This is a genomic window from Rhodohalobacter sp. SW132, from assembly GCF_003390325.1.
Lineage (GTDB): Bacteria > Bacteroidota > Rhodothermia > Balneolales > Balneolaceae > SW132.
Genome location: NZ_QUOK01000010.1, coordinates 178,755 through 205,025 on the forward strand (window position 1 = coordinate 178,755; position 26,271 = coordinate 205,025).

At 45.3% G+C, this 26,271-nt stretch carries 21 protein-coding genes; 9 read left to right on the top strand and 12 right to left on the bottom strand.

Annotation, left to right across the window (positions count from 1 at the left end):
• Positions 1 to 20: 20 nt before the first annotated feature.
• Positions 21 to 2,393 (bottom strand): DUF5686 and carboxypeptidase-like regulatory domain-containing protein, encoded by a 2,373-nt coding sequence (locus tag DYD21_RS17045; RefSeq protein WP_116038207.1) that lies wholly within the window; start codon positions 2,391 to 2,393, stop codon positions 21 to 23.
• A gap of 192 nt (positions 2,394 to 2,585) precedes the next feature.
• Positions 2,586 to 3,626 (bottom strand): ABC transporter ATP-binding protein, encoded by a 1,041-nt coding sequence (locus DYD21_RS17055; RefSeq protein WP_116038209.1) that lies wholly within the window; start codon positions 3,624 to 3,626, stop codon positions 2,586 to 2,588.
• A gap of 244 nt (positions 3,627 to 3,870) precedes the next feature.
• Here DYD21_RS17055 and DYD21_RS17060 point away from each other — a divergent pair, with 244 nt between their 5' ends.
• The 4 genes from DYD21_RS17060 (at position 3,871) to DYD21_RS17075 (ending at position 7,178) form a co-directional block, all read left to right on the top strand.
• Entirely contained in the window at positions 3,871 to 4,380 is a 510-nt protein-coding gene (locus DYD21_RS17060; protein WP_116038210.1) for an SPOR domain-containing protein, read from the top strand.
• A gap of 280 nt (positions 4,381 to 4,660) precedes the next feature.
• Complete coding sequence (locus tag DYD21_RS17065; protein ID WP_116038211.1) at positions 4,661 to 5,011, top strand: STAS domain-containing protein; 351 nt, start codon at positions 4,661 to 4,663, stop codon at positions 5,009 to 5,011.
• A gap of 12 nt (positions 5,012 to 5,023) precedes the next feature.
• Positions 5,024 to 5,446, top strand: coding sequence for an ATP-binding protein (locus DYD21_RS17070; protein WP_116038212.1), 423 nt, complete (start codon positions 5,024 to 5,026; stop codon positions 5,444 to 5,446).
• Positions 5,447 to 5,450: 4 nt separating this feature from the next.
• Complete coding sequence (locus DYD21_RS17075; protein ID WP_116038213.1) at positions 5,451 to 7,178, top strand: GAF domain-containing SpoIIE family protein phosphatase; 1,728 nt, start codon at positions 5,451 to 5,453, stop codon at positions 7,176 to 7,178.
• Here DYD21_RS17075 and DYD21_RS17080 read toward each other — a convergent pair.
• From DYD21_RS17080 to DYD21_RS17110, 7 genes are all read right to left on the bottom strand, one after another.
• The gene (locus DYD21_RS17080) at positions 7,165 to 8,706 is read right to left on the bottom strand and encodes a transglycosylase SLT domain-containing protein (RefSeq protein ID WP_233505575.1); all 1,542 of its coding nucleotides are present in this window, start codon (positions 8,704 to 8,706) and stop codon (positions 7,165 to 7,167) included. The genes DYD21_RS17075 and DYD21_RS17080 overlap by 14 nt on opposite strands.
• Positions 8,707 to 8,904: 198 nt before the next feature.
• A complete protein-coding gene (locus DYD21_RS17085; protein WP_233505576.1) occupies positions 8,905 to 9,825 on the bottom strand; it encodes a DMT family transporter in 921 nt (306 codons plus the stop codon).
• A gap of 5 nt (positions 9,826 to 9,830) precedes the next feature.
• A complete protein-coding gene (locus DYD21_RS17090; protein ID WP_233505577.1) occupies positions 9,831 to 10,337 on the bottom strand; it encodes a DUF4293 family protein in 507 nt (168 codons plus the stop codon).
• Positions 10,338 to 10,388: 51 nt separating this feature from the next.
• Positions 10,389 to 14,171, bottom strand: coding sequence for an efflux RND transporter permease subunit (locus tag DYD21_RS17095; RefSeq protein WP_116038214.1), 3,783 nt, complete (start codon positions 14,169 to 14,171; stop codon positions 10,389 to 10,391).
• Positions 14,172 to 14,239: 68 nt separating this feature from the next.
• Entirely contained in the window at positions 14,240 to 15,352 is a 1,113-nt protein-coding gene (locus DYD21_RS17100) for an efflux RND transporter periplasmic adaptor subunit (protein ID WP_116038215.1), read from the bottom strand.
• A gap of 26 nt (positions 15,353 to 15,378) precedes the next feature.
• Positions 15,379 to 16,968: a TolC family protein gene (locus DYD21_RS17105; protein WP_158607342.1), complete on the bottom strand. Its 1,590-nt coding sequence runs from the start codon at positions 16,966 to 16,968 to the stop codon at positions 15,379 to 15,381.
• Between the two features lie 90 nt (positions 16,969 to 17,058).
• The gene (locus DYD21_RS17110; RefSeq protein ID WP_116038217.1) at positions 17,059 to 17,712 is read right to left on the bottom strand and encodes a TetR/AcrR family transcriptional regulator; all 654 of its coding nucleotides are present in this window, start codon (positions 17,710 to 17,712) and stop codon (positions 17,059 to 17,061) included.
• A 264-nt stretch (positions 17,713 to 17,976) separates the two neighbouring features.
• Here DYD21_RS17110 and DYD21_RS17115 point away from each other — a divergent pair, with 264 nt between their 5' ends.
• The 3 genes from DYD21_RS17115 (at position 17,977) to DYD21_RS17125 (ending at position 22,183) form a co-directional block, all read left to right on the top strand.
• Positions 17,977 to 19,077, top strand: coding sequence for a carboxypeptidase-like regulatory domain-containing protein (locus tag DYD21_RS17115; RefSeq protein WP_116038218.1), 1,101 nt, complete (start codon positions 17,977 to 17,979; stop codon positions 19,075 to 19,077).
• Positions 19,078 to 19,135: 58 nt separating this feature from the next.
• Complete coding sequence (locus DYD21_RS17120) at positions 19,136 to 20,530, top strand: PAS domain S-box protein (protein WP_158607343.1); 1,395 nt, start codon at positions 19,136 to 19,138, stop codon at positions 20,528 to 20,530.
• A gap of 564 nt (positions 20,531 to 21,094) precedes the next feature.
• Entirely contained in the window at positions 21,095 to 22,183 is a 1,089-nt protein-coding gene (locus DYD21_RS17125) for a class I SAM-dependent methyltransferase (RefSeq protein ID WP_116038220.1), read from the top strand.
• A 4-nt stretch (positions 22,184 to 22,187) separates the two neighbouring features.
• On the opposite strand, the gene DYD21_RS17130 is transcribed toward DYD21_RS17125, so the two are convergent.
• Entirely contained in the window at positions 22,188 to 22,706 is a 519-nt protein-coding gene (locus DYD21_RS17130; RefSeq protein WP_116038221.1) for an ATP-binding cassette domain-containing protein, read from the bottom strand.
• Positions 22,707 to 22,937: 231 nt separating this feature from the next.
• Here DYD21_RS17130 and DYD21_RS17135 point away from each other — a divergent pair, with 231 nt between their 5' ends.
• The gene (locus DYD21_RS17135) at positions 22,938 to 23,180 is read left to right on the top strand and encodes an Arc family DNA-binding protein (protein WP_116038222.1); all 243 of its coding nucleotides are present in this window, start codon (positions 22,938 to 22,940) and stop codon (positions 23,178 to 23,180) included.
• A complete protein-coding gene (locus DYD21_RS17140) occupies positions 23,177 to 23,578 on the top strand; it encodes a type II toxin-antitoxin system VapC family toxin (RefSeq protein WP_116038223.1) in 402 nt (133 codons plus the stop codon). Before DYD21_RS17135 ends, DYD21_RS17140 begins: the two co-directional genes overlap by 4 nt.
• A 97-nt stretch (positions 23,579 to 23,675) precedes the next feature.
• Here DYD21_RS17140 and DYD21_RS17145 read toward each other — a convergent pair whose 3' ends face one another.
• Together DYD21_RS17145 and DYD21_RS17150 are read right to left on the bottom strand one after the other, a co-directional pair.
• Entirely contained in the window at positions 23,676 to 24,662 is a 987-nt protein-coding gene (locus DYD21_RS17145; protein WP_116038224.1) for an NAD(P)H-quinone oxidoreductase, read from the bottom strand.
• The gene (locus DYD21_RS17150; RefSeq protein WP_158607344.1) at positions 24,659 to 26,140 is read right to left on the bottom strand and encodes a lipopolysaccharide biosynthesis protein; all 1,482 of its coding nucleotides are present in this window, start codon (positions 26,138 to 26,140) and stop codon (positions 24,659 to 24,661) included. Before DYD21_RS17150 ends, DYD21_RS17145 begins: the two co-directional genes overlap by 4 nt.
• Between the last annotated feature and the right edge of the window lie 131 nt (positions 26,141 to 26,271).

A 26,271-nucleotide genomic window follows, 5' to 3' on the forward strand; every position in this document is an offset into this window, starting at 1 on the left:
TACCTGGTTGTATTTTTTTATTAAAAATATCTCGGAATACTGATGCCCACAAAGGAACCCGGTGCGTCCAGTCGAAGCGCAAAATCTAATCTTAGGATTCCAAAAATGCTGTTCAGACTGATTCCGGCCTCAGTATGAACCCCGTCGGGTGTAACGGGGAGAAAATCGTAAATGGGTTGAGTTTCTGAATAAACTGCTCCTCCAAACAGAATAATTCCCCAGCCTTTATCAGCAAACCAGTTGAGACCTATAAGTTCAAAGGGTATTGATCTGAAGTTATGTTCGGCGATCAGGGTCCAAAATCGGCTTCCTTCATACGGGCCGTCACCTCTGGTTTTGATCGTGCCAAATGGAGAGAATATACCCATCGGTCCGTCTAAAATTCCAAGTTGCTGCGGGGGGAGGTCCCCAAACGTGTATCCGGCAGTTGCCCGGATGTCAAGCGTGTTTGGGAAGACACGGCGGGGGAAAAATGTCTGGAAATTCCAGCTAAGATCGGCATTCAAAAATGTGAAGTCGAATTCGCTGCCAAGTGCGGAATCGGAGTATTCAGCTGATACCCGCAAACTTCGGTTTCCGCTAAAACCGTAGTTAAATGAAGAGCGGTTAATATCGATTCCAAAACGTAAGAAGTTAAGTCTTCCGTCCCAAACTGGTGAATTTGCAGGGCGGCGGCTGTGCAATCCAAATAGACTGAAGTCATAAACCTCCTCTATCTCGGTAAAGATCGACTCATCTTTACGGCTAACAAAAGAAAGCAAAAAATTCGTTCGCGGAAATATGCGGTTGAATTCAACTCCGCCTGAATACCGTTCGGTTTTGTAATAGTCGAAATAGTCATTGCCGCCGGCCAGGGATTGCGTAGTGTTCATAAACCCTTCGTAAATACTGTCGTGCGATCGGGGACGGATATCATTATTGTACTCACTGAAAATTACGCTTTCTGAGCCGGAAGTGAATCCCGGTAATTTTTGACGGATTTTAAATCCGTAATTTATAATGCCTGCATGAAAACTGTAACTTCCTGAAATCTTACCGGTTGTATTTGTTGCATCCAGGGTATGTGAATAATTCAGACCAAGATTAAATCCATCCACCCGGTTAAACCTGCCCTCAGGACTGAGCCCGGCAGGCAGAAAACCACCGCCTTGGATTGGGCCTGAACTGTCATCCGAGCCGGTTATCAATCCTGAGAGAAATCCTTCGGGTTCAAAAGCTTTCTCCAGCGTGTTCGTGCTGTCAATCGTGTCATAAGCTTCCCTCTCTTCAAAAGTGAGGGGGATCATTCTGCTGGAAAAATCGGTAACGGTATCTTGTTCGGCCCGGGTGAGAACGCGGTCCTGTTGGTAAAGTGAATCGGGAAGCTCCGTGTTGAGGCTGTATTCCGAGAGAGTTGAGGTCTGGCTGAAATTGAAAGGAGGGAATCGAAGTCCAACCATCTCAATTTTAATGGTTCCGGAAACCCGCATATCTACCGGCAGCCAAAACCTTTCGCCAAAATTGCTGAACTGTTGACGGTAAGACAGGTCAAACTCCTGAACAGGTGGCGGAAAGTTAACCACATCGTTAGGATAAAGTTCAACTTCAATTAATGCATACTCTCTGCCGAGCACATACGCAATGCCATTAAAAAGGGGCTGAAGTCTTCGTTTTGGTATTACCTGAATTTTATAGACCGGTTTATCATCCAGGCGAAGTGTTTCAAGCAGGCGAAAATCATAATACCGGAGTGCATCCGGGTGAGTTACGCCAACCATATTGTATCCGGCAATGGTGATATTATCATCATAAAAATTTGGCAAAAAGCGAACCCCGGCAAAATTCTGATCAGCTCCAATATTATTGGTTTGCGATCGGAAGAGCTGCAGCTCCCGATGGCCCATTTCATGATGCCAGAATGAACGTGTTCCGCTCTCAGCGATCGACACAATAGAGGTGTCATTCCGTATTACCTGGCGGGTATACGCATCAACTTCGTACGTGTGAAGTTCTTCCCGCCATATTTTTTTTCGTTCAATGACCCGTTCCATAATCGAAAGACCGGGATCTTTTTCTGTGACAACAATTTCGTCAAGCTCGGTAACTGAGGGCTCCATTTCGATGTAAATGGATTCATCCGGCCATTGCTCCAATTCGACTTGCCTCGATTCATAACCGATATAGCGGACCACAAGAGTTGCAGGGTATTGAGAAATTTCTATTGAAAATTCACCATCGAGGTTGGCCGTTGTGCCGCGGTATGTGTTCTCAATGAGTACGGTTGCTGCAGGGAGAGGGGAGCCGGATTCGGCATCTGAAATGATCCCGCGAACCGTCTGAGCGGAAACAGAAGAGAAAAATGGCGTGCAGGTAAAAAACAGCAACAGAAGCAAAATGGAGTACTCACTTTTCATAGAATGCTTTTTCCTTGGGGGTTCAGGGCGGGAATGATCCCATAACTCTCATAAATTTTTATGTTGAATGACTGAAGTGTGATGCTAAAAAACCGTGTTACGTTTTTTGATGAGACCTCTGGGTCAGACTCTGTACGATAATTCAGGATCATCGTTTCATTAAAAGAGCCTGATTTTTTTATATAGAAGTGATCAGCTGTTTTCGAGAACAACAGCCGGTTCAAGCGGTTTCACAACAACCTCATCACTCGGTTCAAAAATTACACGGTTATCGGTGTGTACAATGTACCTGTCTCCGCCAAACTCCACATGGTAGGTGATATCATGGCCTTTAAACTCTCTTGCGGCAATAATGCCAAGTTTTGATTCGTCTGTATTCCCATTGGGTTTTTCAATGGTTAGATGTTCCGGACGGATCGAACAGGTTATATGCCCTCGTGCACGGCAATTTAACCTCATAAGCCCGAGGTTGGTATTCACGTGGTCAGAATCGTCAGCATCCGCTTCAAAAATATTGGTTTTCCCCAGAAATTGCGCTACAAATTTTGTTTTTGGCTGATAGTACACTTCTTCAGGAGTACCGATCTGTTCGATGCGTCCTTCGTTCATCACTCCCACGCGATCAGCAAACGAGAGTGCCTCCTCCTGGTCGTGTGTAACCAGTACAGCACTCATTCGTGCTTTTTTAATGATTGACCGCACCTCCTTTCGGGTAACGGTACGAAGCATTGCATCAAGATTTGAGAACGGCTCATCAAGTAAAATAAGCTCGGGTTCCGGGGCGATCGCCCTTGCCAAAGCAACACGCTGCTGCTGTCCCCCGGAAAGTTCAGCCGGACTGCGGTCTTTAAAATCTCCCATTCCGGTCCGGCATAACACCTCTTCAGCAAAAACATTGCGTTTATGTTTTGGCAGATTGTTAAGCCCGAACGCTACATTTTCAAGAGCGGTCATGTGCGGAAAAAGGGCGTAGTCTTGAAAAACGAAGCCAATTCCTCGTTTTTGGGGAGGTACGTGCCTGTTAACAGAAGAAAGGATATTACCGCTTAAAATGACCTGACCTGCATCTGGTTTTTCAAACCCGGATATCAATCGTAACGTGGTCGTTTTACCACAGCCACTTGGGCCTAACAGGGCAAAAATTTCATCTTTACCAACGTGAAAGGTAGCCTGTTTTACAACAGGATTTCCTTTTTCAAACGATTTTTCTAATTGATTTACGACAAGCAGCATCGGCAAAAGTCTTTATCTGAATCTGATCTAACTGAAAACGAATTCTTATTTAAATTTAGTCTATATAAGTTACCGAATTTTCCTGATATCCTAAACCCGGCATTTTTTTAAGTATATCAGCCTGATACGACAAACAGCAGTAAGGGTGCAAATGGATTCGTGAATCTTTTTGGCAGAATTATTTTATATTATAAGAATAGAATAGAAGTTAACTCGTAAATAATATTAAATAATCGGTTGAGGCATGAAAAACTTTGCACTGTATACATTCACAATACTTTTCAGCATTGCACTTTTGCAGGCGTGCGGGGAAGATGAGCCGGAAGTTGCAGAAAGAGACCAGCAAGCCATTGAAGATTCTTTGCAGCAGGCATACCAGGAAGAGATGGAACAGATGCGCCGCGATAGTATTGAACAAGCCAGGGCTGACAGCATTGCTGCGGCTGAAGAGCAGCGGCGTGTCGATTTTTCGGATGATGGAGACTTTGTGGTGCAGGTTGAAGCGTGGAGATCAGAGAATAAAGCACAGCAACAGGCAGAACGCTGGAAGGATAGAGGCTACGAACGGGCATTTGTTGTAACGTATGGAAATAGCGATACCGGAGATCTTTGGTACAGAGTACGGATTGGCAGATTTGAAACCCGGGATATGGCTGAGCGCTTTAAAAACATGATTTCTGAGGACTATGGGGCGCAATCCTGGGTCAGCCGGATCGATCAAAATGTTGAACAGGGCGCTATGCAGGGGAATTAAACATAGGGAAAAATACGTAGTTTGATAAACCTAAATTATTTAAATACAAGTTTTTGAGAAGATTTACCTATGTATTTACTTAGTTTTTTGCTATTATGAATTGCGCTCAAGTAGCGTCTCTCTTGATGAATAGTCAGGGCATCACACCGGATACGTGTGATGCCTTATTTTTTTACAGCCCATCTGTAACATCCCCGGATAATACAACGTAGTGAACTTTGCCTCTTACAAGGATTGCTCTATATTGCGGGATACACCCAAATTTTAATTATTTCCAGGAATGAAAAATTTCAATATCAGTCACAGAAATGAAAATGACTGCATCGTGTTAGATCTGCAGGGTGAACTGGATGCCCATACTGCTTCTGAGCTGGAAAAGGCATTTCAGGATCTGATAGCCCGCGACCAGATCCACATTATCGTGAACTTTCGTGAACTCGAATATATAGCCAGCGCCGGACTTGGAGTTTTTATGGCATATATTGAAGATGTCAGAAAAGATGGCGGAGACATTAAGCTCACAAATATGAATGATAAGGTGTTCAATGTTTTTGACCTGCTGGGCTTTCCGGCGCTTTACGACATTTTTGAGGATGAGTCTGAAGCAATTCAACGGTTTTCTAACTCTTAAACGAGTAAGCGCTTGAGCACAATTTCTACATATCAAAAATCAATCGTCGCATCTACGAAAAACCTGGCGGAAGCCCGGAATTTTGTTGCTGACCATGCCGGTAATCACGGATTTACTAAGCAGCAGATCGCAGATATTCGGCTGGTGGTTGATGAAGCGATCACGAATATTATTAAACACGCTTACAGAGGCGATGATAAAAAGAGTATTGATATCGAAATCTCTTTTGAAAAAGATATGATCTGTATTCAAATACAGGATACGGGTAAATCTTTTAAAATGAACAGGTATAGCGAACCGGATATAGAACGGAAAATTAAAGAGAAAAAAAGAGGGGGGATGGGGCTCTACCTGATCCACTCCCTGATGGACGAAGTGTCGTACAGTAACAAAAACGGCACCAACGAAATGATAATGTGTAAATACCGATCCTGATACGGTGAACTATAGCAGCCAGAGTTCTAAACAGCGTTCCCGACTCGACCTGAAAACTGTATTGGAAACAAGCAGAGTTCTGATTGAAGCCCAGGACGAGCAGTTTGTGTTCGAAAATTTACTTCGAATCGCAATGGGTAAACTCCTCGTCACCCGGGCAGCTATCCTTTTGCACGACTCCAAAACGGATCAATACAACGTTTCTTTAGCAAAAGGCTCGGCAGGCCTCGATGTGGATAGATTGAATCTGAATCTTTCGCAAAAAGATCTTTCAGCTTCTCACTTGTTGATATCTGAGCTCATAGACAATTCCAATCCGCTTAAAACCTTATATCCCGACGGTGCACTTTTCAACCTGAGAACAAGCGAGCAGCATCTTGGATTTCTTGTCATTCAGCAGAAACTAACCAAAACGCCGTTTACGCCTGGAGAACTTGAGTTTCTCGAGAGCCTTTGTATTATATCGTCTTCTGCAGTTGCCAACAGCCGGATGTTCAATCAGCTTTCACAAACCAATCGAAAGCTCGATCAGCGTATTCATGAGCTGAATACACTATTTGACCTTTCTAAGGAATTTAACCTGCTGGCTGACAGAGATAAAATTTCGAGGATTTTTAAATTTGCCCTGATGGGGCAGCTTTTTATCCGGTCCTTTTTTCTGATTTACAAAACAGACCGCTCCGCAGAACTTCTCGCATCCAGCAATTTTTCCGATTCCATAACCGGCAGCCAGCTCAACTCTCTTTTTGAGGAAACAGCTGATATAACAGAAGTGGATGACGAGATTACAGAAAAACATCCGGTACTAAAAAATAGCGATATCTGTTCGCTGGTCAGTATATCGGTTCAAAGTAAAAAAGTTGCGGTGATCGGCGTGGGAAACCGGGCAAACCGCAAACCATTCACGGAGACGGATTACAACTTTTTGAAATCCCTTTCAAATCTCGCCGTGAATTCAATTCAGCGAACGTATTTGCTGGAAGAGAGAATTGAAAAGGAGCGTATGGAAGAAGAGCTTTCTCTCGCTAAATCGATACAGGATAAATTGCTGCCTGACCGAATTCCTGAAATTGAAGGAATTGATCTGTCAGCTATAACCGTGAGTTCGTACCAGGTTGGCGGCGATTATTACGATATTGCAGAAACTCCGGATGGAAACCACATCTTTGCGATTGCAGATGTTACCGGAAAAGGATTCCCCGCATCTCTTTTGATGGCGAACCTGCAGTCGATGTTACACATATTGCTGCCTTTTGATATTACACTTTCTGTTGCAACAGAACGGATAAACAATCTGATCTATCAAAATACGCCGAGCGATAAGTTTATCACATTTTTTTGGGGAAAGTATCACCACAGAGAACGAATGTTTCGATATGTGAATGCAGGGCATAATCCGCCTCTTTTGTTGCGCGATGGCGAAGAACAATTTCGAGAATTATCGGAAGGAGGCCTTTTATTGGGTGCAATGGAAAGCATGATGCCGTATGAATCCACGGATGTCCAGCTTAATTCCGGCGATTTGGTAGTCTGCTACACCGACGGCGTGAATGAAGCACAGGCAGGGAGCGTAGAGGAAGAGTTTGGGGAGGAACGCCTGAAGAATGTTATCCGGAAAAATCGCGATCAAAGTTCAGGTCAGATCAGAGATGCTATCATAGAGGCAGTAAATGAATTTGCCGGAAGCACCCAGTTTGATGATCTGACCTTACTGATATTTAAGGCATATTAAGATTTCTGTTCCCGATGATTCCGGAGAGTGTGCGGTTCTGCTGTCGCTCTGACAGCGCCATAATCGTCTCGTAGGTACGGTACCGGTTCATAATCTCATCCACATACTGAACTGTTTCAATACCCCTTGCAAAGCCGTGTCGAGCCTGTTGATAGTATCTGCGCTGCATGAGTTTTAGTAAGGCATCTGCTACGTTTTCCCATTCATTGGGGTCTTTATTTTGGTCGATAGCCAGCCTCCGGGCATCAGCAACGTGTCCCATTCCCGCATTGTAAGCAGCAAGTGCAAAGGCAACCTGGTTCGTACTGTCCATATAAGAGTAGTGATTCAGGTGCTCTTTAAAGATTCGAACTCCCTCTTCAATATTGGTAAGCGGATCGTACAGATCATCATAATCCGTTGTCACAAAACGCGGGATTACCTGCATCAATCCAACAGCACCCATCCAGCTTTTACTGTTGGGGTTAAACTCAGACTCCTGGGCTATCATGGCTGTAATCATCAGCCAGTCAACATCCATTGAATCAGCCACGGATCGAATCATCTCATCATACGGAGAAATAATTCCCATGGTTTGATACTGCCACTCTGGATTGTAATACTGTGCAATTTGTGGGCCTTCCTGGAAGTAACGCTGCCTTAAAATGTTCAGGAATGTAGAACGTCTGGGGCGATCACGGTCTTCTGTAAAGCGAAAATGTTTGTAAAGAAACTGGTTCATCTTGTTTTCAAGATCGGGAGCATTATCGCGGATTGCCCATGCGATCGTGTCTTTCTCTGCAATGGTTGGCCCGGGAAATAATCCATCCATATAACGGTTGGTAGCATCGAACATATTATCGTCAGCTACCGTAGCCATGAGGTTACCCTGTGCTACTTCAACAAGAGTTGCTTCCGTATCAAGTTCATCCGGGAGCAGCTGAATGTTGAGGTCATACCCTTCATCCTGTAATTCTTGTAATTTGAGATAGTATGAGCTGTTTCTCCGAACGGAAATAGGAATTTCTCGTTCTGCGATCTCTTCAAGCGAACCTGGCATCGGATTCAGATCACTTGAAAAAACCAGTAACTGATTTACAAGATTGTATGGGCGCGTAAATTGAGCAAGCTCTCGGCGTTCGGGGGTAATCGTATAATTCGCAGCAATCACATCGCCCGCCCCGCTATTCAGAAGCTCAAAAGGATTTTCATCTGCACCAACTATGACAACTTCGAGTGCCAGATCATTTTCACGGGTGAATTCACGGATCAGCTCATATTCAAAACCAACTTCAATACCCTGATTCAGAAAATAGGTATTTGAACTATAGTAAGTGATCATTCTGAATGTCCCTCTCTGCTTGATATCGGCGAAATCACGTTCCACCGGTTCCATAATGGTTTGAGGGAATGTTTCTTCGGCCTCTGAAACAGCAATTTGATCCTGCTCTTCAGCAGTCGAACAGCTGATCATTGCAGCAAACAGAAAGATGGTGAGACACTCTCCAACCGATCTCCGAAGAGATCTTTTTTTGTAACATTGTATCATCAGTAACGGATTCGTTCCTGTTATATGGCGCCGGAAAATATTGTTAATACTTTACTTGTGATATTTTCCAAAGCCACTTACCAAACGCAAATTTATGCTATATCGTTTAAATCTCTTTTTTCTTGTCTGGTATAAAGATCCAACAATTTATTCAATTTTCCACAATTTATAGATGAATCTAACAGAACCGCTTCCAATTCAACCTGTTGGTTTTGTTGGTTTTTTTACTCTTCTGTACCAGGTGAAGGAAACCCCAATCATAATCACAACCATTGCGCCCATGGAGAATAGTGTTGGGATTTCATTAAAAAAGAGATATGCGAGCAGTGCCGCAAAGATTACTTCCGAAAGTACAAGGGTCGAAAGAAGGGTTGGGGAGACGTATTTAACAGCGTAGTTCATTGATCCGTGACCCAGAATCGTGGGACCCACGGCGAGTGCGAGTCCGATAATAAGTGCAGTGCCGCTCAGATAAGGCAATCCCCCTACCCAAATAATCGTAAGTATAACACAGGTTAGGGTTGCGTAGAGGTACACATAAAAGACATAATCGATCCATTCCGTATACTGCCGGATTTTTCTGCCGAGCATAAAATAGACTACAAATATGACGGCGGCTGTGAAAGCAAATGCATTTCCAAGCAGGGCATCCGGAAATTCAGTTAAACTGGCATCATCCGCCACGCCAAGCAGCAGCGAGCCTGTGAATGAGAGGAATACCCCACACCACACAATAGGCTTGAAGTTCTTTCCAAAAATAAATCTCTCGGCTACAATGAGCATTACCGGGTGCATAGTCACCAGGACAGATGCTGATGCAACTGAGGTGTAGTGAAGGGAGGCAATCCAGAATGAAAAATGGAGCCCCAGGCTAATACCGGCGAAAACAAGAAGAAAATGGTTGATTCCTTTTGACTGCAGCGTGGAAAGGGATTCTCGCTTTGGAAGCCAGAAAGGCAGCAGGCACAATACGGCAAAGCCGGTGCGAAGTGCGGCAAGTGCCATCGGTTCAATGTCGGTCGCGTAACGGACAAGAATTGGAGCGAGGCCAAACGTGAACAGCCCGACAAATAACAACAGAATGATTTTACCGAGCGGGGCTTCTTCAGTAGCTGCCAAAATAGTTATCGTATTCTGTCCATCGACTCAACAAGCTCCTGGTCTTTCTTGATAAAACGTCCGGCCTGCCAGAGTGCCACTAACGCGAGTAGTATAAAGCCCGTGCTTCCGGTTTCTCTCCAGAGGAACCGGCCAAAACCTCCCATCGTAAACAATATTGCAGATGCAACGGCAAGAGCAGCAATCTGAATGAACGTTGCAACTTTCACCCATTTAAGCTGGTTGATGCGGTTTCCATAGAGAAAAATAGCCACAAGGCTGATCAGCATAGAGGCCGTTAGAAGTACCGCAAAACTGGTTCCTATCCATGCAGATGGATCATTCACCGCGTGCCGGTAGATAGGTGTAAAAAAAACGATAAGGTTCAGGATGAAGGCTGATGCGAGAAATAGGGATTGTGGTCTCTGTATCAAATCGTTAGGGATCTGTTTTGTGTGCTGGTTGGTTATAGATGAGTTTATTTCAGCTACCGGCAATAACGCAGCCTCAGCAGAAACAAATTCATACTTCATATGGCGCACAAAATATGAAATATGTTCTGCAGAAGCTACGTCTTAAAAGGATCACTCAGTCAGAGTTTTAATTCGGCCCGATACCGAATCGAATGCTGAATAAAGAACCGGAACTACAACAAGCGTTAAGAAAGTAGCAAATGTGAGACCGCTGATAATGGCAATTCCCATTGGGCCCCAGAATGCTGTACTTTCAGATCCAAGCTGAAAATTAGGTTCGAAACTGGTAAAAAGGCCAACAAAATCGATATTTATACCAAATGTTAGCGGTACAAGGCCGAGAATTGTGGTTAAGGCGGTCAGAAGCACCGGCCTGAAACGTATGGTTCCAGCTTCAATGATTGCACTCAGTTTATTGATACCCTGATCGGTGAGCTGTTTCACATAATCGAGCAGCACAATGTTATTTACACAAACAATACCCGCCAGTGAGATGATGCCGATGAAGGTCATCAATCCGAATGGTGTTCGGGTCAGGATCAAACCGAGCAGAACCCCAATAAGGCTGAGACCTACAGCTGTAATGATAATCAGCGGTGAAACAACATTATTAAATTTTGCGAGCATTACGAGAAAGATCAGGGCTGAGGCGACAAGAAGCGCGGTAGTCAAAAACCCGAAAGCTTCCTCCTGGTCTTCGCTCTCACCTGTATAACTCATCGAGTACCCTTCCGGAAGCCCATCCCGGTATTCTGCAAGCAGTTCCTGTGTATCAGCCAATACTTCGGGGCCGCTGAATCCGGGCATCGCGCGGCCTTCGATCGTAGCTGTTCTTTCCAGGTTCAACCGGGTAATGGAGCCGAGACCTGTACCTTCAACAAAGTCAGCGACGGAAACCAGAGGCACACTACCGCCATCTGCAGTACGAATATTCAGATCACGGAGACTCTCCAGGTTCTGACGATCTTCAGGGCGCAGGCGCACAACGATATCGTATTCATCTTCACCATCCCGCCATTCACTTGCTTCGAGCCCGTTATTGGCAATTCGAATAGTTTGAGCGATATCGGACATATTCAGGCCCAGCCGGCTTGCTCTTTCATAATCAACCAGAACACGATATTCCGGAAATCCGCCGCTTACATTATTGCGAATATCTACCAAACCAGGCACAGTTCCGGTTACGGAGGCCTCATTTAATATTTCTGTAACTTCGCGGGTAATGCGGGTGATTTCGTCAAAATCGGGCCCTGAAACTTCGATATTCACAGGGGGGCCGGTTGGGGGACCCTGCTGCTCGCCATCAACATTTACGATGATATCAGGAATATCCCGAACCACATCACGAATTTTTGTGAGTGTAAGTGCGGATGGTTCAGCCCGATCGCCAAAATCCACCAGATTGATGGTGAGCCTTGACAATTCCGGGCTCTGTGCACCGCCGCCAAAGAATGGATCCCCGGCGACACCAACGTTCGTTTGAATGTTCTCGATGTTTGCTTTAACGTTCGGATCTTCATCAATCAGGCGGTAAATTCGCTGCTGAACATCTTCGGCAATTACGTTGCTGGCCTCAACATTCATCCCGATTGGCCCTTCGAGCTCAACAATAATCGGGCTTGGATCTGTTTCCGGGAAGAACTCCACACCACTTGGAATCACGGCAAAAAGGGCGAAAATGGAGATCAGAATACCCATGGTTGAATTCAGAAGCAGCGCGCGGTTATCGGTAAGCATAATCGGGCGATCGGTTTTTCTGATGAGTCCCAGAAGCCCGAAAATAATTAGCACGGCAGGCAGCATCATTAAGACAACCCATTCTGTGGATGTGACTTCTGTGCCGAGCGAAACGAAAAAGAGAATCACCGCGATGAATAAGGCGAGTGCAATTCCTGAAAATACCGAGATCAGTCGGCCTCTGAAGATCGCTTCAAACAGGTGGAAGATAATCAGCAGTAACCCAATGACTCCGAAAATCCCTGCAAGTATTAACAGAATAGATGATGCCGGTGAGAAAAGCCCGACCACTCCACCGAGTACGCCAAAAAGTGCTGCAAGAGTAAAGCTTCCTAATGCCAGTGTGTTGCGTAAAAAAGCGTATCGCACACTATAATCACGCTTTAGCAGTGTTCTCAGCAACACTTTATAGTGTTTGACGGACCTTGGAAACAGACGGTCGTTGAAAACCCGGGCTGCCGGTTTGATCAGGTACCGGTAAGTAACGAAGAAAAAGATGATGACGAGAATAGATACCATGAGTGTGGTGAAATTGGCCATTCCAATGGCAACCGCCAGGAAGATGATCCCAGCAAGGCCGATTCCCTTCACGAAAACGGAAGGCTCTTTCTTCTCTTCATTGTCCAGGCGTACAAGATAAGCTGTTAGAATAGGGTAAATCACTAACGCCACAAACAAGGAGCACAGCAGTACGATGATAAGTGTGGTAGGGAGGTATCCCATGAATTGTCCGATAATTCCGGGCCAGAAAGTCATCGGCAGAAAAGCAGCTACCAGTGTTGAAGTTGCTGCAATCAGTGCATATCCCACTTCATCCGTAGCCAGTTTAGCGGCTTCAAAACGTGAGTAGCCCATCTCCCTGTAGCGATAAATGTTCTCAACAACTACTACAGAGTTGTCCACGAGAAGACCGAGCGCGATGATTAAGCTGAACAGTATGATGAAGTTCACAGAGTAACCAAAGCTGTAAAGAACGATAAAACCCACAAAGATGGAAAGGGGTACTGCGGTAGCAACCAGCAATGCGTTTCTTAGTCCAAGGAAAAAGACAAGTACCAGCACAATGAACAGCATTCCGCTGATGATACTGTTCTCCAGGTCGGAAATAAGTGATAGTACATCTTCACTTTGATCTCCGGTAATGATCACTGATGTTCCCGGCGGAAGTGCGGTGGCTTCAACGATCTCCATCACCTCCTCCACAGATTGCAAAATGTTTACACCGGGACGTTTTTTGATGTTCAGGCTGATAACCTGGTTATCCTGTACTTCTGAATCATCAAGGTCAACGGTTCTTCCATTTTCATCTATTTTATATGCGCGAAGCCTGGCATAACTCTCCCGGTCTTTAAACCCGAACATCACTTCAGCTACATCCCGCATGTAAACAAGGCCGGGGCCCTGGGGGCCTTCACCCATCGGCCGGGCTACCACCAGATTTTCAATCTCTTCGGGTCGTTCAAATTCTCCGCTAACTCTAACCAGGTAGCTGAACTTATCCACATCTACTGTTCCTCCAGGGATGGTTAGATTTTGCCCCTGGATGGCATTTATAAGCTGACCAAAACCGAGACCGTAGCCGTTGAGGGAGTTCAGATCAACATTCACCTGAACTTCCCGCTCCAGTTCTCCAATCATTTCCACTTCCCGGATACTTGATGCAGCCTCGATGTCATCTTTCATTCGATCGGCAAACTCCGTAAGGCGCGATAATGGATAATCTGCGGCCAGGTTTACCGTCATAATTGGAAAATCATCCAGGTCGATTTCCACGATAAACGGTTCCTCAGCCTCGGGGGGGATCTCATTTCTGGCGAGATCTACACGTTCGCGAACACGCTGACTGGCTACGTCGATCGAGACATCAAGTTCAAACTCAACAACCACACTGCTGAAACTTTCAGTGGTGGTGGATACGATCTCTTTCACTCCTGTGATACCCTGCAGTTCACGTTCAATCGGTTGAGTGACGAGCGATTCCATGTCAGATGGAGAAATGCCGGGGTACACGGTATTTACGATAAAAATCGGAATTTCAACAGACGGGTTCGATTCCTTTGGTATTGCGCTGTAGCTATAAGCTCCGGCAACGACCAGGATAGCGGTTAGCACGAGGATTACCGTGCGATTTTTAATGGTTAGTTCAGTTAATTTCATGTGTGAACCGGTATTGATCTGTCAGGTTAAATTGTTTTGAAATGAAAGATGATCCAGAGTCTTAGTATTTAGTAGGAGACAAAAGGATTTTGTGCATTCGCCAGCCGATCTGCACGTTCTACACTTGTTTCGTTATTGAGGATGTTCAGCCTGTCTCCGTCGTTCAGGTTACTGATACCTGAAAACACAATCTCGTCACCGGGTTCAATTCCTGATACGATCTCTACCAAAGCCCCCGAAGTTTGACCCGTTTCAACAGAAACAAGTTCTGCGGTTTTATTGCCGTTATTTTCAGTCACACGAAACACACTGATCCCGTCTTCGTTGCGGATTACAGCAGTTCTTGGAATAATCATGGCGTCATCAAGGGTGCGTCTTAAAACGCGAAGGTTAACCACCATATCAGGTTTCATCCGGCGCTCTGGGTTTTGAAGCTCAATTTCAACGGTGAAAGTTCGCGTATCGGGATCGATCACATATCCTGCATATGAAATTGTGCTCGAAAAGGTTTCACCGCCGGATCGTATCTCTATTTCTACAGGTGTACCTTCGGTAATCTCCTCGGAGTACCGTTCGGGAATCCCTGTGAGAATCCGTACCCTGTTGGTGTTAACAATTCGGGCTACCGGCATTCCGGGACTCACCAACTCGCCCTGCTGTACCATCCGCTCTTCGATTCGCCCGTTAAACGGAGCTTCGATATTTGAATCCTGAAGCTGTTTTTCAGCTTGTTCAAGCTGAGCTCTTGCCTGATCGCGCTGAGCCCGGGCACTATTAAAATCCTGCGTGCTTATAATGGAATCGGCATGCAGCGTTTCGAGCCGGTTGAGGTTATCTTCAGCAAGCTCATAAGCGGTTTGGGCTGAATTATATTGGGCGCGAATCAGACGATCATCCATGCGGGCGAGAATATCACCACGGGAGAGGCTTGCGCCACGGTTTGTAATTTCGAGTATGCGACCCTGTGATTCCGCTGAAATTACGGCGTCTTCATACGCTTCCACAGTTCCGGTAAGCCGGATGTAGTCTTCAAAATTATCTCCCTGCATGGTGAGGGTTTCTACAGCTACAAGGCGTGTACGTTCTTCCTGCTGATCGTTTTCGCCTTCATCTGAGCACCCGGCGAATAGAAACACGGCACTTGTTATAAGTAAAATTCGGTTTAAAGTAATTACACGCATTATAATATCTAATTAGTGGTTGCAGATCATTTAAGTATGGGTTGGCCCAGTGCTTTGCGGTACCTGCTTTGGGCCACAAGGTAATCGTGTACTGCCGCGAGGTAGCTTAGTTTGCTTTGATCGAGCAGGGAGGAGGCCTGTCTTTCTTCAAGAGCGGTTCCAGCTCCTTCGCGTAACCGGGTAACGGAGAATTCGTAATTGAGTTCGGCTTGCTCAAGATTTCGTTCCTGGCTGCGGATCCGCCGCATTGCGGTATCAATGTTATCAATTGCCTCCTCGATTTCCAGGTAAATTGCATTTTTCTGAAACTCCATGTTGATTTCGGTCTGCCGAATTCCAATGCTGTTTTGCTGCACCTGGGCCCGTCTCTGGAAACCATCAAAAATAGACCAGTTCATGCGAATCCCCACAGCCACTGCGGGCTCCCAGTAGGAATCGTCAAAAAAGCCCCGGTCGGTTGATGTGAATGCAAAATCTTCGCCTTCCACTGTTGATATTTCTGTCCGATTCGACGGTACCGAGCCGATGTAGGCAGCGTTTGCGAAGGCACTCACTGTGGGGAAGTATTGGGAACGGGTGATCCGGCGCTCAACTTCCTGAAGTTCAAGCTGGCCCTGGGTCTGTTTCAGGTCGGGCCGCTGCTGCAGTGCGATTTCGTGTGCGGTTTCAGCATCCTGAATCTCAAAACGATCAAGATCTTCAAGCTCAAAAGATCCTCTGAGTGTTAAATCCGTTCTGGGGGATATGCCAAGCTGCAGCGCCAGGTTTTTAACGGCAAGATCGGCATTGTTTTCACTTTCGATGAGTTCAGTTTCAAGGTTTACAAGCTCAACCTCAGCGCTCACACGGTCAAACTTTGAAGCAACACCGGCTTCAACTGAACGCGATGTTTCCCGCACGGTTTCCCGCAGACGTTCTACACTTGCCCGGAGGACATCAACCTGTTCTGATGCTAATAGTGCTCCATAAAATGTTGATCGTATGTTATCTGCCACTTCCTGGCGTTGCCGTTCATACCCATCTTCGTTCATCTCCCGGAGCTGCCGGGCACCGCGAATGGCTGCAAAAGCTGCGCCGTTATAAATGGTTTGAGTAACGTTAACCCCAAAATTGAATTGGTTTTCCACCGCAAAAGGGTTGGTGCCGTCCATTCCCGGTGGTGAGAGTCCGGCATCCTGGTACCCCTCAGACTGACGTCTTAAAAATTCATCAAATGGTATGGGGTCTGTGGATGGGTCACTGTCCGTGCGGGCTCCCTCATTAAAAGCAAGCCATTCGATTGCTCCAAATGTATCAAACAGGCCTCCTGCATCGGATCCGGCAAAAGGGTTTGGTGTTCGCAGGTTGCGTGTGTACTCTCCGGAAGAACCGATTTGCGGGTATACAGATCCCCATGCTTCACGAATTTGTGCATTTGCCAGCTCAATATCGAGTTGCCCCGCTCTCAGCATGTGGTTATTCACGAGCGCAATCTGTATCGCTTCTTCAACGGTAATGGCAATTTCTGTTTCACCCGAGTAAGGCTGATTCTGTTCCTGCTGTGAATTTTGTGCAAACGCCAATCCCGGTAAGAAAAGGAGGAGTGGCAGTATGCTCCTGAATTTTGTAGAGATCATTAAGTTAAGAATGCAGTTCATTATCAGTTGCTGTAAAAACGTTCATTACGGTTAGACCGTGGAATAGTTTCAAAATAATATGACTGACGGTCATTTCCCTGAAATACCTTTGCCGATCAGTTGAATAAAACTGTGTACCATAGTTTTCAGGCTAACATCAACTTCGTTGAGCATTTTGTAGTGATGCCCCTGCTCTTTAAGAAAAGCAATATTGATGATTCCTTTGGATGCTCCCCAAATCATAATGCCAAGCTGATGCGGATCGTAGGAGTTGTCAATCGATCCATCCTGCATCCCGATTTGCAAGGCGCGAACAATTAACGTCATCCCGTCTTTGGCATTCTGTTCACACATGTCGACTATATCGCTCGAATTAATCGTTTCATCAGCCATTAAACCCTCGTAATAGCTGAATGCGTAAAAATACTGAGGGTTTTCCTGTATGAATTCGAGATAGGTAGTGCCCAGCATTCGAACCATCTCAAGTCCTGAAAGATCTTTGGTTATTACCGCTGCCATCTTCTCGTTCAGCAGGCGGGAACCGCGCTCACAAATGGCAAGGTAGATGTCTGTTTTACTTTTGAAGTGGAGGTACAGAGTGCCTTTACCCACTTCCGCCTGTTCGGCAATCTGATCCATAGTCGTGCTGTCGAAGCCGATCTCTTTGATCAGTACTTCCGCCGTATCAAGAATGTGATCTCTGCGGCGAATGCGTTCTTTTTCTTTTCTGCTTATTTTTTCCACTTATGACTGTCGGTCAAAATTTGAATTCGAGTCAAAATATATAGATTTCACCAACATCATCCAATCATTTTGATATCTTTCTTTTCTGATTTGAGGGGAAACGCTTCCAGAAAGTGAACCGGCCGGTTACTATAATGCATTTCATTTTTTTATTGGCACTTGATTTATTCCACAGCTCTTTTAAATTGAGATTAAGTCCATGAACTTAGTGTTATCAATTTGAAAAAGTTGCTACTCATATCGGTCTTATCTCTTTCCTTTTCTATGGTATGGGTTAATCATTCCGCAGCTCAGTACATCGGCGATGCTTCCATATCGGGCGCTGTTATTGATTCCGTTTCGGGAATGCCATTGCTCGGAGCACACGTGTTTCTGTCCGGAACTTCAATTGGAACATCCACAGATCCCGCTGGGACTTTTTCCCTGGAGCAGCTTCCGCATGGCATCCACACCCTAACGGTATCCATCATTGGGTATGGCAGGTATTCTGAAGAGATCCATTTAACATCAGGAGAAGAAAAGGAATTACGTGTTCGGTTAAAACCGGTGGTCTATGACTTAGGTGAACTCTATGTAGGAAACCTCGATGATCGCTGGGAACGATACCTGGAGCGATTTCAAAGACTTTTCATTGGAGAGTCGAAGATGGCTGATTCAGTTGAAATCCTGAATCCGGAAGTGTTGAGATTTGAATCACGCTGGTGGGGCCGTTTTTCAGCTGAGGCACTTGCTCCGCTCCAGATTGAGAATCGTGCCACCGGGTACAGAATTACCTATCACCTGGATGAATTTCGCCACTCAGGGGCTATTACGCGCTGGGATGGCGATTCTTTCTTTACTCCCCTTGGTACCGAAGATTCATTGCAGGTGGCGGTGTGGGAAGAGCAACGGGAACGGACATTCAACGGTTCACTCCGTCATTTTTTGCTCTCACTGAAGTATGACATATTAGAGAGTCAGCAATTCTCGATTTACCAGGAGCAAAGACACAGTTTTGGAACTCCTGCAGCCAACCGGCGTATGGCACCTGTTCGCAATATTGTTCGTCCGGCAGATGAGGATGGACATATCAATGTCCGTTTTTTCGGTAAGCTTGAAATTGTGTACAGTGGTGAAGGCGAAGAAGATCGCTATCTGCAGTGGGCGAATAAAATCCGAGGACCGTCTTCGGTGCAGCGATCTTATCTGAAACTGGAACAGCGCCCGATAACGATCGATCCAAACGGTGAAATTGTTGAAACATATGGAGCTACACGGATGGGTTACCTTGCCTTTCGCCGGTTTGCAGAAGCTTTGCCAAAAGAGTATCAGCCAGAAGAATTTAAAAAAGCTACAGAAAACCACGATATCACTTCAAGTGAATAGAGAAGTGGGACGGCTTATTTCGTACCTTCGGGATACAAAAACAGAAAGCTATTTTACGATGTCTGAACATTCAAGCAGTAAATATCGCCTGATATTTGAGAACGCTCCTATAGGTATTGTACATTTTGATAAAACCGGAAAGCTGACGGACTGTAATGACCAGTTTGTGAAGATACTGGGTTCATCAAAAGAAAAACTTGTTGGCATTGATCTGCCGGATCTGCCGGATCAGCGAGTTTCAGACGCCGTAAAAAAAGCATTGAATGGTGAAAATGGACAGTATGAAGGCCACTACAGATCCATAACTTCTGGAAACGTCATTCCGGTAAGAGCACAATTTACACCGCTTATTGAAGGGGAACAGACCGTTGGCGGAATTGGGCTGATTGAAGATATCTCGGAACAAGTTTCACTTCACAGGATGCTCACAAAATTCAGGTTGGGAATCAATAGGTCATCTAACCCGATCTATATTACCGATACGGATGGATACATTCAGTACGTAAATCCTGCTTTTGAAATGCATTATGGCTTTACAAGTGAGGAAGTCCTCGGAAAAACCCCGCGTATTCTTAAATCGGGTAAACAGCGAGATGATTTTTACAAAGATTTTTGGGAGAAAATTACCACCGGAGAGTCAGCGGAAGGAGAATTGATCAACAGAACGAAAGAAGGCGAACTGGTAAATGTTCATTACTCTGCAAATCCAATTATCGATGAAAATGGGGAGCACCTCGGGTATATTGCCATCCAGGATAATATCACAGACCGCGTGGAGATGGAGCAAAAAATCCGTGAATCGCTGAAAGAAAAAAATGTGATGTTATCCGAGATCCATCACCGGGTAAAAAATAACCTGGCGATCATATCCAGTCTTCTTGAACTGGAAACGTTTGAGAGCAACGATGAACAGACTCTTGAGTTTATCAGGAAAAGCCAGACCCGCATCAAATCAATAGCGATTGTCCATGAAAAAATTTACAGGAACAGTAATCTTTCGAAAGTAAATCTGAAAGATTACATCAAAGATCTGTTTGCGGCAATAAGAGAAGCGTGGATAAATGATGATATGAGTGTGGCATTCCGAATGGACGTGGACGACGTAGATATCAACATTAACCAGGCCATTCCGCTGAGTCTGATCATTCATGAGCTGGTTACAAACTCCATCAAACATGCGTTTAAAACGGTGTCTGAAGGGGTGATATTTATAGATGTTAGTGAACGAAATGGATCTGTTCATTGCGTAATTTCCGATAATGGCGATGCAATTAAGGAAGATGATGAGTTTGATATTGACCAGAATCAAAAACTTGGCTTATCGCTTGTACAGCTTCTTACGAAACAGCTTTCTGGATCGCTTGAATACGAAGTTGACGGTGGACTGGTTTTTCGGATTGAGTTTAAAAAAATGGATAAAAGCGGAGCCGCTGAAAACCTGAGTGAATTTTGAAACAGACGACCCATAGGGCATTAATTTTTGATCGGTTCATTAGAATAAATAGGCTCTATTCTATTCTATTCTATTCTATTTTGTATGGGTAGCGCGAAATCATGTGATCGCAACAATTACTTTAGCCGGTTACTTTTTGGTGTCAAAAAGTAACCAAAAACCACCGGACTGTGTCATTGTTCATTCGGAGGTTTCTCTCCGCTATGAGACGTATAAAGCAATGGTCCGCAACTCCGGGATACAGTTTAAGAGATCCGGCCGGTGTGCTTTATACAGGCAATCTCATACGCTCCGGTCAACCTAAACCTCCTCATTCACACTGACAAGGCCGGTAGAATTCCGATATGTTGATCACTATTTGCCAGAAAAAGAGAACCTTTAAACAGTCATAAAGATGGTATTAGTTTTTTGAATATTATAATATTTTCAATAGAAATTTGAATGCTGCAACCTGTCCCGACGTTTTCGTGGAACTTTCTCAATTGCACTGAGAGAGTTTAAAAATGCTAATTACTTTCAGAAAGTATTTTATGAATATAAATATTGAAATAAGTGGAATTGGCTTTGGAAATTAAACGATACCCGCCAACATCAAACCGTTCCCTGCGGGCATGGAGTGCAGCCGATGAATATGTTCTGAGTGAAATAAATAAGAGGGAAGTACGGCCGGAACGCATTGCCATCCTGAATGACAGGTTCGGGTATGTGAGCTGTCATCTCAGCGAATATCACCCCATCATTGTAACGGATCGAAAAAGCCAGGAGAAATCTATCCGAAAGAATTTTGAGCGAAACGGGCTGGACCCCGACAATTGCAGCTGGCTGAAACCGCTCGACCCAATTTCAGAAACTGTGGATCTTTGCATCATTTCGATTCCAAAATCGATGGATCGGTTTAAACTTTACCTGCATCAGGCACATCAGCTGCTTTCGGATACCGGTGAGGCTATCGGTACATTTATGACACGGTACTTTACACCTAAAATGCTGGAAATTTCTGAAGAATACTTTGAAGAGGTAAATCAAAGCCTTGCACGCAAAAAGTCGCGATTGCTATTATTGAAAGGAAAACAAAAATCGCCATCCGATACGCTAATCGAGCAGATTCCATACCAATTTCCAACAGGTGAAACCGAAACGCTCCGACAGTATTATGGGGTATTTTCATCCGGCGTGATTGATTATGCCACTCAGTTTTTGCTGGCCAATCTCAAGTTGCGGGAAAATGAGACGAAAGTAATGGATTTAGGAACGGGAAATGGTGTTATCGCGCGGGCAGTACAGCTTTCAAACCCAAAAACGGAGCTTCATCTAACCGATGACTCCTTTCTCGCGTTAGAATCAGCAAAGCTAAATCTTGAAACGGAGATGTGCCATTTTCACTGGAGCGATACGCTGGATCATTTCGCTGAAAAAGAATTTGACCTGGTTCTGTCGAATCCTCCCTTTCATCTTGGGCACGAGATTAATATCGAGGTAACCACGCGACTGTTTGGCGAAGTGAAAGGTGTTCTGAAGGATGACGGGAGATTCGTTTCTGTTTCCAATAATCACCTGAATTATAAAACCCATCTTGAAAAGCATTTCTCAGTTGTACAGGTGATCGCTAAAAACGATAAATTTACGGTGTACGAAAGCCGTGGTGTAAGATGAACTCTCAATTTGTTTTACGGAACCAATAGGCCATCTCTTTCAATGTAGGTTCCTTTCCGTACATCAGCATAGCAGTGGAAAATATTTTACCCGCGGCAAGTCTGAATATCCAGGCGGTTCCGGCAAGCAGTACGATTGCTAAAACCGGCTCCCACCAGGCACCTTGAGTCATTACCATACGGGCGGGAAGTACGGCGTATGACGTAAGCGGAAAAATACCAATAAACGTAATTGCGAAGCTATCCGGTTTTAAAAGTGAGGCATTCTGATAAAGGCCGTGCTCTTCCGGCAGATACCCAAGTTTTGAACGGTCAATGGATCCGTTGTTTAGCAGGGATTCATCAAATTCGATGGTGCCTGAGTCGGGTGACATCACCTGCATTATCATACGTACACAGCTGGTTTTGCCAGCACCGTTAGGCCCGAGAAGAGCGAAAATTTCGCCTTTTTGCATTGAAAATGAGAGATCGTCAACGGCCCGTATCTTGTCGAAGCGCTTTACTACAGAATGGAATGAAAGCATCTTGAGAATTGAATATGGGTTGCCAACTGTTTGTAATGTGCAACTTTACGAAAAAGAATAAGTTATGTTACAAATACCGGTGATAAATCTGGTTTAAATCTATGGCTCATCAAGAGAGAAATGTAATCGTTTGACGAGTCTGAGAAGCATTTGTTATGAAATTTACTTCTCTTGCAATAATTCGCGACTCTGTGTAGTTTCATTATGAAACTAAATTGAAATCAATTAGCCATGCCCACAAACATCACCATTCGTGACATACCTGATGAGGTTTACGAAAAGCTAAAACAGCAAGCAGAGCTGCACCAACGAAGTATCAATAGCGAAGTCATCTTTTATTTAAAGCAAATGGTTCGCAGTCATCGCCCCGATCCGGATCAGGTTATCGCCCGGGCAAAAAAACTCAAGCGGCAGGCAAAAGGCTCTCTGACCCTGAAAGATATCCAGCAAGCCATTGATCAGGGCCGCCCATGATTGTAGTTGATACGAGCGTTATTGCGAGTCTGTGGGTGCCCAATGATATGGAAGAGCTGGCGTATAAAGTTTTGAGAAAAGATACTGATTGGGTCGCTCCCCTGCTTTGGCGATCAGAATTACGCAATGTACTGGCTCTGTATCTCAGGAAAAATATTTTAGAACTGTCAACAATTGTGCAATCGATACAGGAAGCTGAACAATTAATGGAATCACAAGCTTATGAAGTGAATTCTACTCAGGTTTTGCAATTGGTTCATAATTCCAGCTGCTCTGCCTATGACTGTGAATTTGTTGCCTTAGCAGACGATCTTGGTGTTAAATTGGTATCGTTTGATAAGCAGATTTGCAGGGAATTTTCCGGGATTGCCATTCACCCTGAAAAGTTTTTGAAATAAATGCAAAACGGCGGTATAACAAGCTTTACCTGTTGTTGTGCAAGTGTAATGTTCTTGACTTAAGAACAGGGCGCCTCGCCGCACAAACATCAAACTGTTACATCCCATTCAAAATAATCTTTCCCGCATTCTCATTATTTTTCATCCGTTGATGTGCTTTTTCAACATTCTTCCAATCAAAAACAGAATCGATTACCGGTTTGATCTGTTTTGATTCGATGAGGTCAAAGGCTGCATCGAAAAATTCCTCAGTGAGCAGCGCTTTGTACTCATCGCTGCGGTTGCGAAGGGTTGATCCGCGAATGGTGAGCCGTTTTCGAAGGATATCGCCCAGGTTGAGACTATCCGCTTTTGCACCGCCGAGCAGTCCGAGGAGAACCAAACGCCCATCCATCGCCAACACACGAATGTTCTGTTCCCAGTAGGATGCACCGACAAAATCCAGGATCACATCTACAGTTGAGGGGCCCATCTCTTCCTCTATCACAGCCGCAAAATCCTCGGTTTTGTAGTTGATCGCCAGATCGGCCCCGAGCTCACGGCAGAGATCCAGTTTCTCGCTGCTTCCGGCGGTGACGATCACCCGGGCGTTAAAAATATTTTTTGCGAGCTGAATGGCCGACGAACCCACTCCGCTTGCCCCGGCGTGAATCAGTACGGTTTCATTTTCCATGATTTCACCGATCCAGAAGAGTCCCTGGTAGGCGGTCAGGAAGGTTTCCGAAATACCCGCTGCTTCCTCAAACGATAGCGAATCGGGCATCGGTATGGCGTGATCTTCCGGTATCACACAATATTCGGCATATCCGCCACCGGAAAGGAGTCCGAACAGAAGATCTCCCTCCTCAAAATCGATCACTTCCTCCCCGGTCTTTTCCACGCGACCCGACATCTCCAGCCCTAAAATTTCAGATGCTCCTTCAGGCACGGGGTAGTTTCCGCGTTTTTGTAAAAGATCGGCCCGGTTCAGTGCGGTTGCCTCAATCTTTACCAGCAGTTCGTTCGGTTTTGGGGTGGGTTTTGGATGATCGTCAAGTTTCATTACAGGTTTTTCGGAAGAGGTGTCAACAATCAGTGCTTTCATATGAGGCCGGTTTTATGAAGGAGTTGTTTGATCATGGTGTTGAAATCTTTGGAGAGCTCAAAATAGAGAACCGGCAAGAGGAAAATCAGCAGAAAAAGGATGCTTTTCACGGCCAGTTCGGGGATCATCATCTCAAAATGAATCAGCCACTCCGGCAGCAGGATGCCGATAGTTCCGAGAAGTAACACAATTCCTGTTTTGCCGGTGAGCGGCTGGGTGTTCAGTTTCCACCAAACATAGAAATGTTTTACGGCATTGTAGAAAAAGATGGAAAATGTAGTGGCCAGCGCTGCACCGTTAATCCCATAAACAGGAATTAGAATGTAGTTAGCGGCGATGGTAACCGCGGCAAGAAACAGGTTGGTGTAGAAGGTGACCCGGTAGTGTTTGGAGTTGACCAGGATAGTGCCGTTCAGCCCGGCGATCAGGTCGATTAGTTTACCGATACCGATGATCAGGATCACCCAGAGTCCGGCGGCGTATTCATCAGGCAGAATCCAGAACAGGATGTCGGCATTGAGCCAGATCAACCCGAAAACGAGGAGGCCGGTCAGTGCCTGGTTGAGCGAGGTTTTTTTGTAGATCTGGTCAACCTGGTCCCAGTTGTTGTTTTCGATATATTCGGAAACGAGAGGGGCAGCAATTTTTTCGATGGAGCGCTGGGGCACGGTTATGACCGAGGCGATATAAAAAGCGATGGCGTACACGGCGGTATCGGCAAGGCCCGCCATCGATCCCAGCATCATGATGTCGATATTCCAGACCAGGATAGTTGTGAGACCGCCCAGCAAGGAGTACAATCCGTAATTGGAGATTCCTTTGACCAGGGGTTTTCGAAGGATAGAGAAATTGGGAGTGAGGCGAAGCTCTCCGAGGCGGTAGATCTGCGTGATGAGGATCAGCGGCTGCGCAGCATAACTAAGGGCAAACAGCAGGATGAAGGTGAAGAAATCGATCACGCCAAAAGAGTAGAGTGCGAGAAAGAGGATGATGAAGATGCGCTGAAGCACTTCGTTAACAAGGGAGCCGGAGGTGGAATCGCGGAGCGAGCGCAGATAGCTGTTGAATACCTCAAAATAGAGCAGGAATAAAGTGATCGGCAGAATCCAGAGATAGTACTCAACAAAAAGCGGAGACTGTTCAATGTAATATTCTACAAGGATGCCCTGGAACACCCAGAATAGAAGGCTGAAGAGCAGGAATCCGATCAGGGGAATCAGGAGAATCCAAAACATCATTCCATGATCTTTCCCGCTTACTTTTTTGAAAAAGGGGAAAAATTTGATGATGGAGTTCCTGACACCAAGATGAGCGAACTGCGAGCTGATAAATGATGCGGAAATCAGCACGCGCGTGAGCCCGTATTGATCGGGATTGAGGATGTGGGGATAGAGCAGCACGGTAAGCACAAAACCGAGGGCAATCCCCGTGTAGGTGATGATGGCGTTGGCCAGGCTCTGTTTTAGAACAATTCCCAAAGGTTTGGTTATGCGTTTGTGAAAATGAAAACGTCCGGTGAACAGTTTGGAATGTATGGAATCTATCAGAGATCAGCAGGCCCGGATTTTTTGGGATTTCCATATGTTTGAGCTGGCAAACGATGAACAGC

Excerpts from the sequence above, each read along its gene's own strand:
- DYD21_RS17045 (WP_116038207.1), bottom strand. The coding sequence starts at position 2,393 with ATGAAAAGTGAGTACTCCATTTTGCTTCTGTTGCTGTTTTTTACCTGC.
- DYD21_RS17055 (WP_116038209.1), bottom strand. The coding sequence starts at position 3,626 with ATGCTGCTTGTCGTAAATCAATTAGAAAAATCGTTTGAAAAAGGAAAT.
- DYD21_RS17060 (WP_116038210.1), top strand. The coding sequence starts at position 3,871 with ATGAAAAACTTTGCACTGTATACATTCACAATACTTTTCAGCATTGCA.
- DYD21_RS17065 (WP_116038211.1), top strand. The coding sequence starts at position 4,661 with ATGAAAAATTTCAATATCAGTCACAGAAATGAAAATGACTGCATCGTG.
- DYD21_RS17080 (WP_233505575.1), bottom strand. The coding sequence starts at position 8,706 with ATGATACAATGTTACAAAAAAAGATCTCTTCGGAGATCGGTTGGAGAG.
- DYD21_RS17090 (WP_233505577.1), bottom strand. The coding sequence starts at position 10,337 with ATGAAGTATGAATTTGTTTCTGCTGAGGCTGCGTTATTGCCGGTAGCT.
- DYD21_RS17095 (WP_116038214.1), bottom strand. The coding sequence starts at position 14,171 with ATGAAATTAACTGAACTAACCATTAAAAATCGCACGGTAATCCTCGTG.
- DYD21_RS17100 (WP_116038215.1), bottom strand. The coding sequence starts at position 15,352 with ATGCGTGTAATTACTTTAAACCGAATTTTACTTATAACAAGTGCCGTG.
- DYD21_RS17105 (WP_158607342.1), bottom strand. The coding sequence starts at position 16,968 with ATGATCTCTACAAAATTCAGGAGCATACTGCCACTCCTCCTTTTCTTA.
- DYD21_RS17115 (WP_116038218.1), top strand. The coding sequence starts at position 17,977 with ATGGTATGGGTTAATCATTCCGCAGCTCAGTACATCGGCGATGCTTCC.
- DYD21_RS17120 (WP_158607343.1), top strand. The coding sequence starts at position 19,136 with ATGTCTGAACATTCAAGCAGTAAATATCGCCTGATATTTGAGAACGCT.
- DYD21_RS17130 (WP_116038221.1), bottom strand. The coding sequence starts at position 22,706 with ATGCTTTCATTCCATTCTGTAGTAAAGCGCTTCGACAAGATACGGGCC.
- DYD21_RS17135 (WP_116038222.1), top strand. The coding sequence starts at position 22,938 with ATGCCCACAAACATCACCATTCGTGACATACCTGATGAGGTTTACGAA.
- DYD21_RS17140 (WP_116038223.1), top strand. The coding sequence starts at position 23,177 with ATGATTGTAGTTGATACGAGCGTTATTGCGAGTCTGTGGGTGCCCAAT.
- DYD21_RS17145 (WP_116038224.1), bottom strand. The coding sequence starts at position 24,662 with ATGAAAGCACTGATTGTTGACACCTCTTCCGAAAAACCTGTAATGAAA.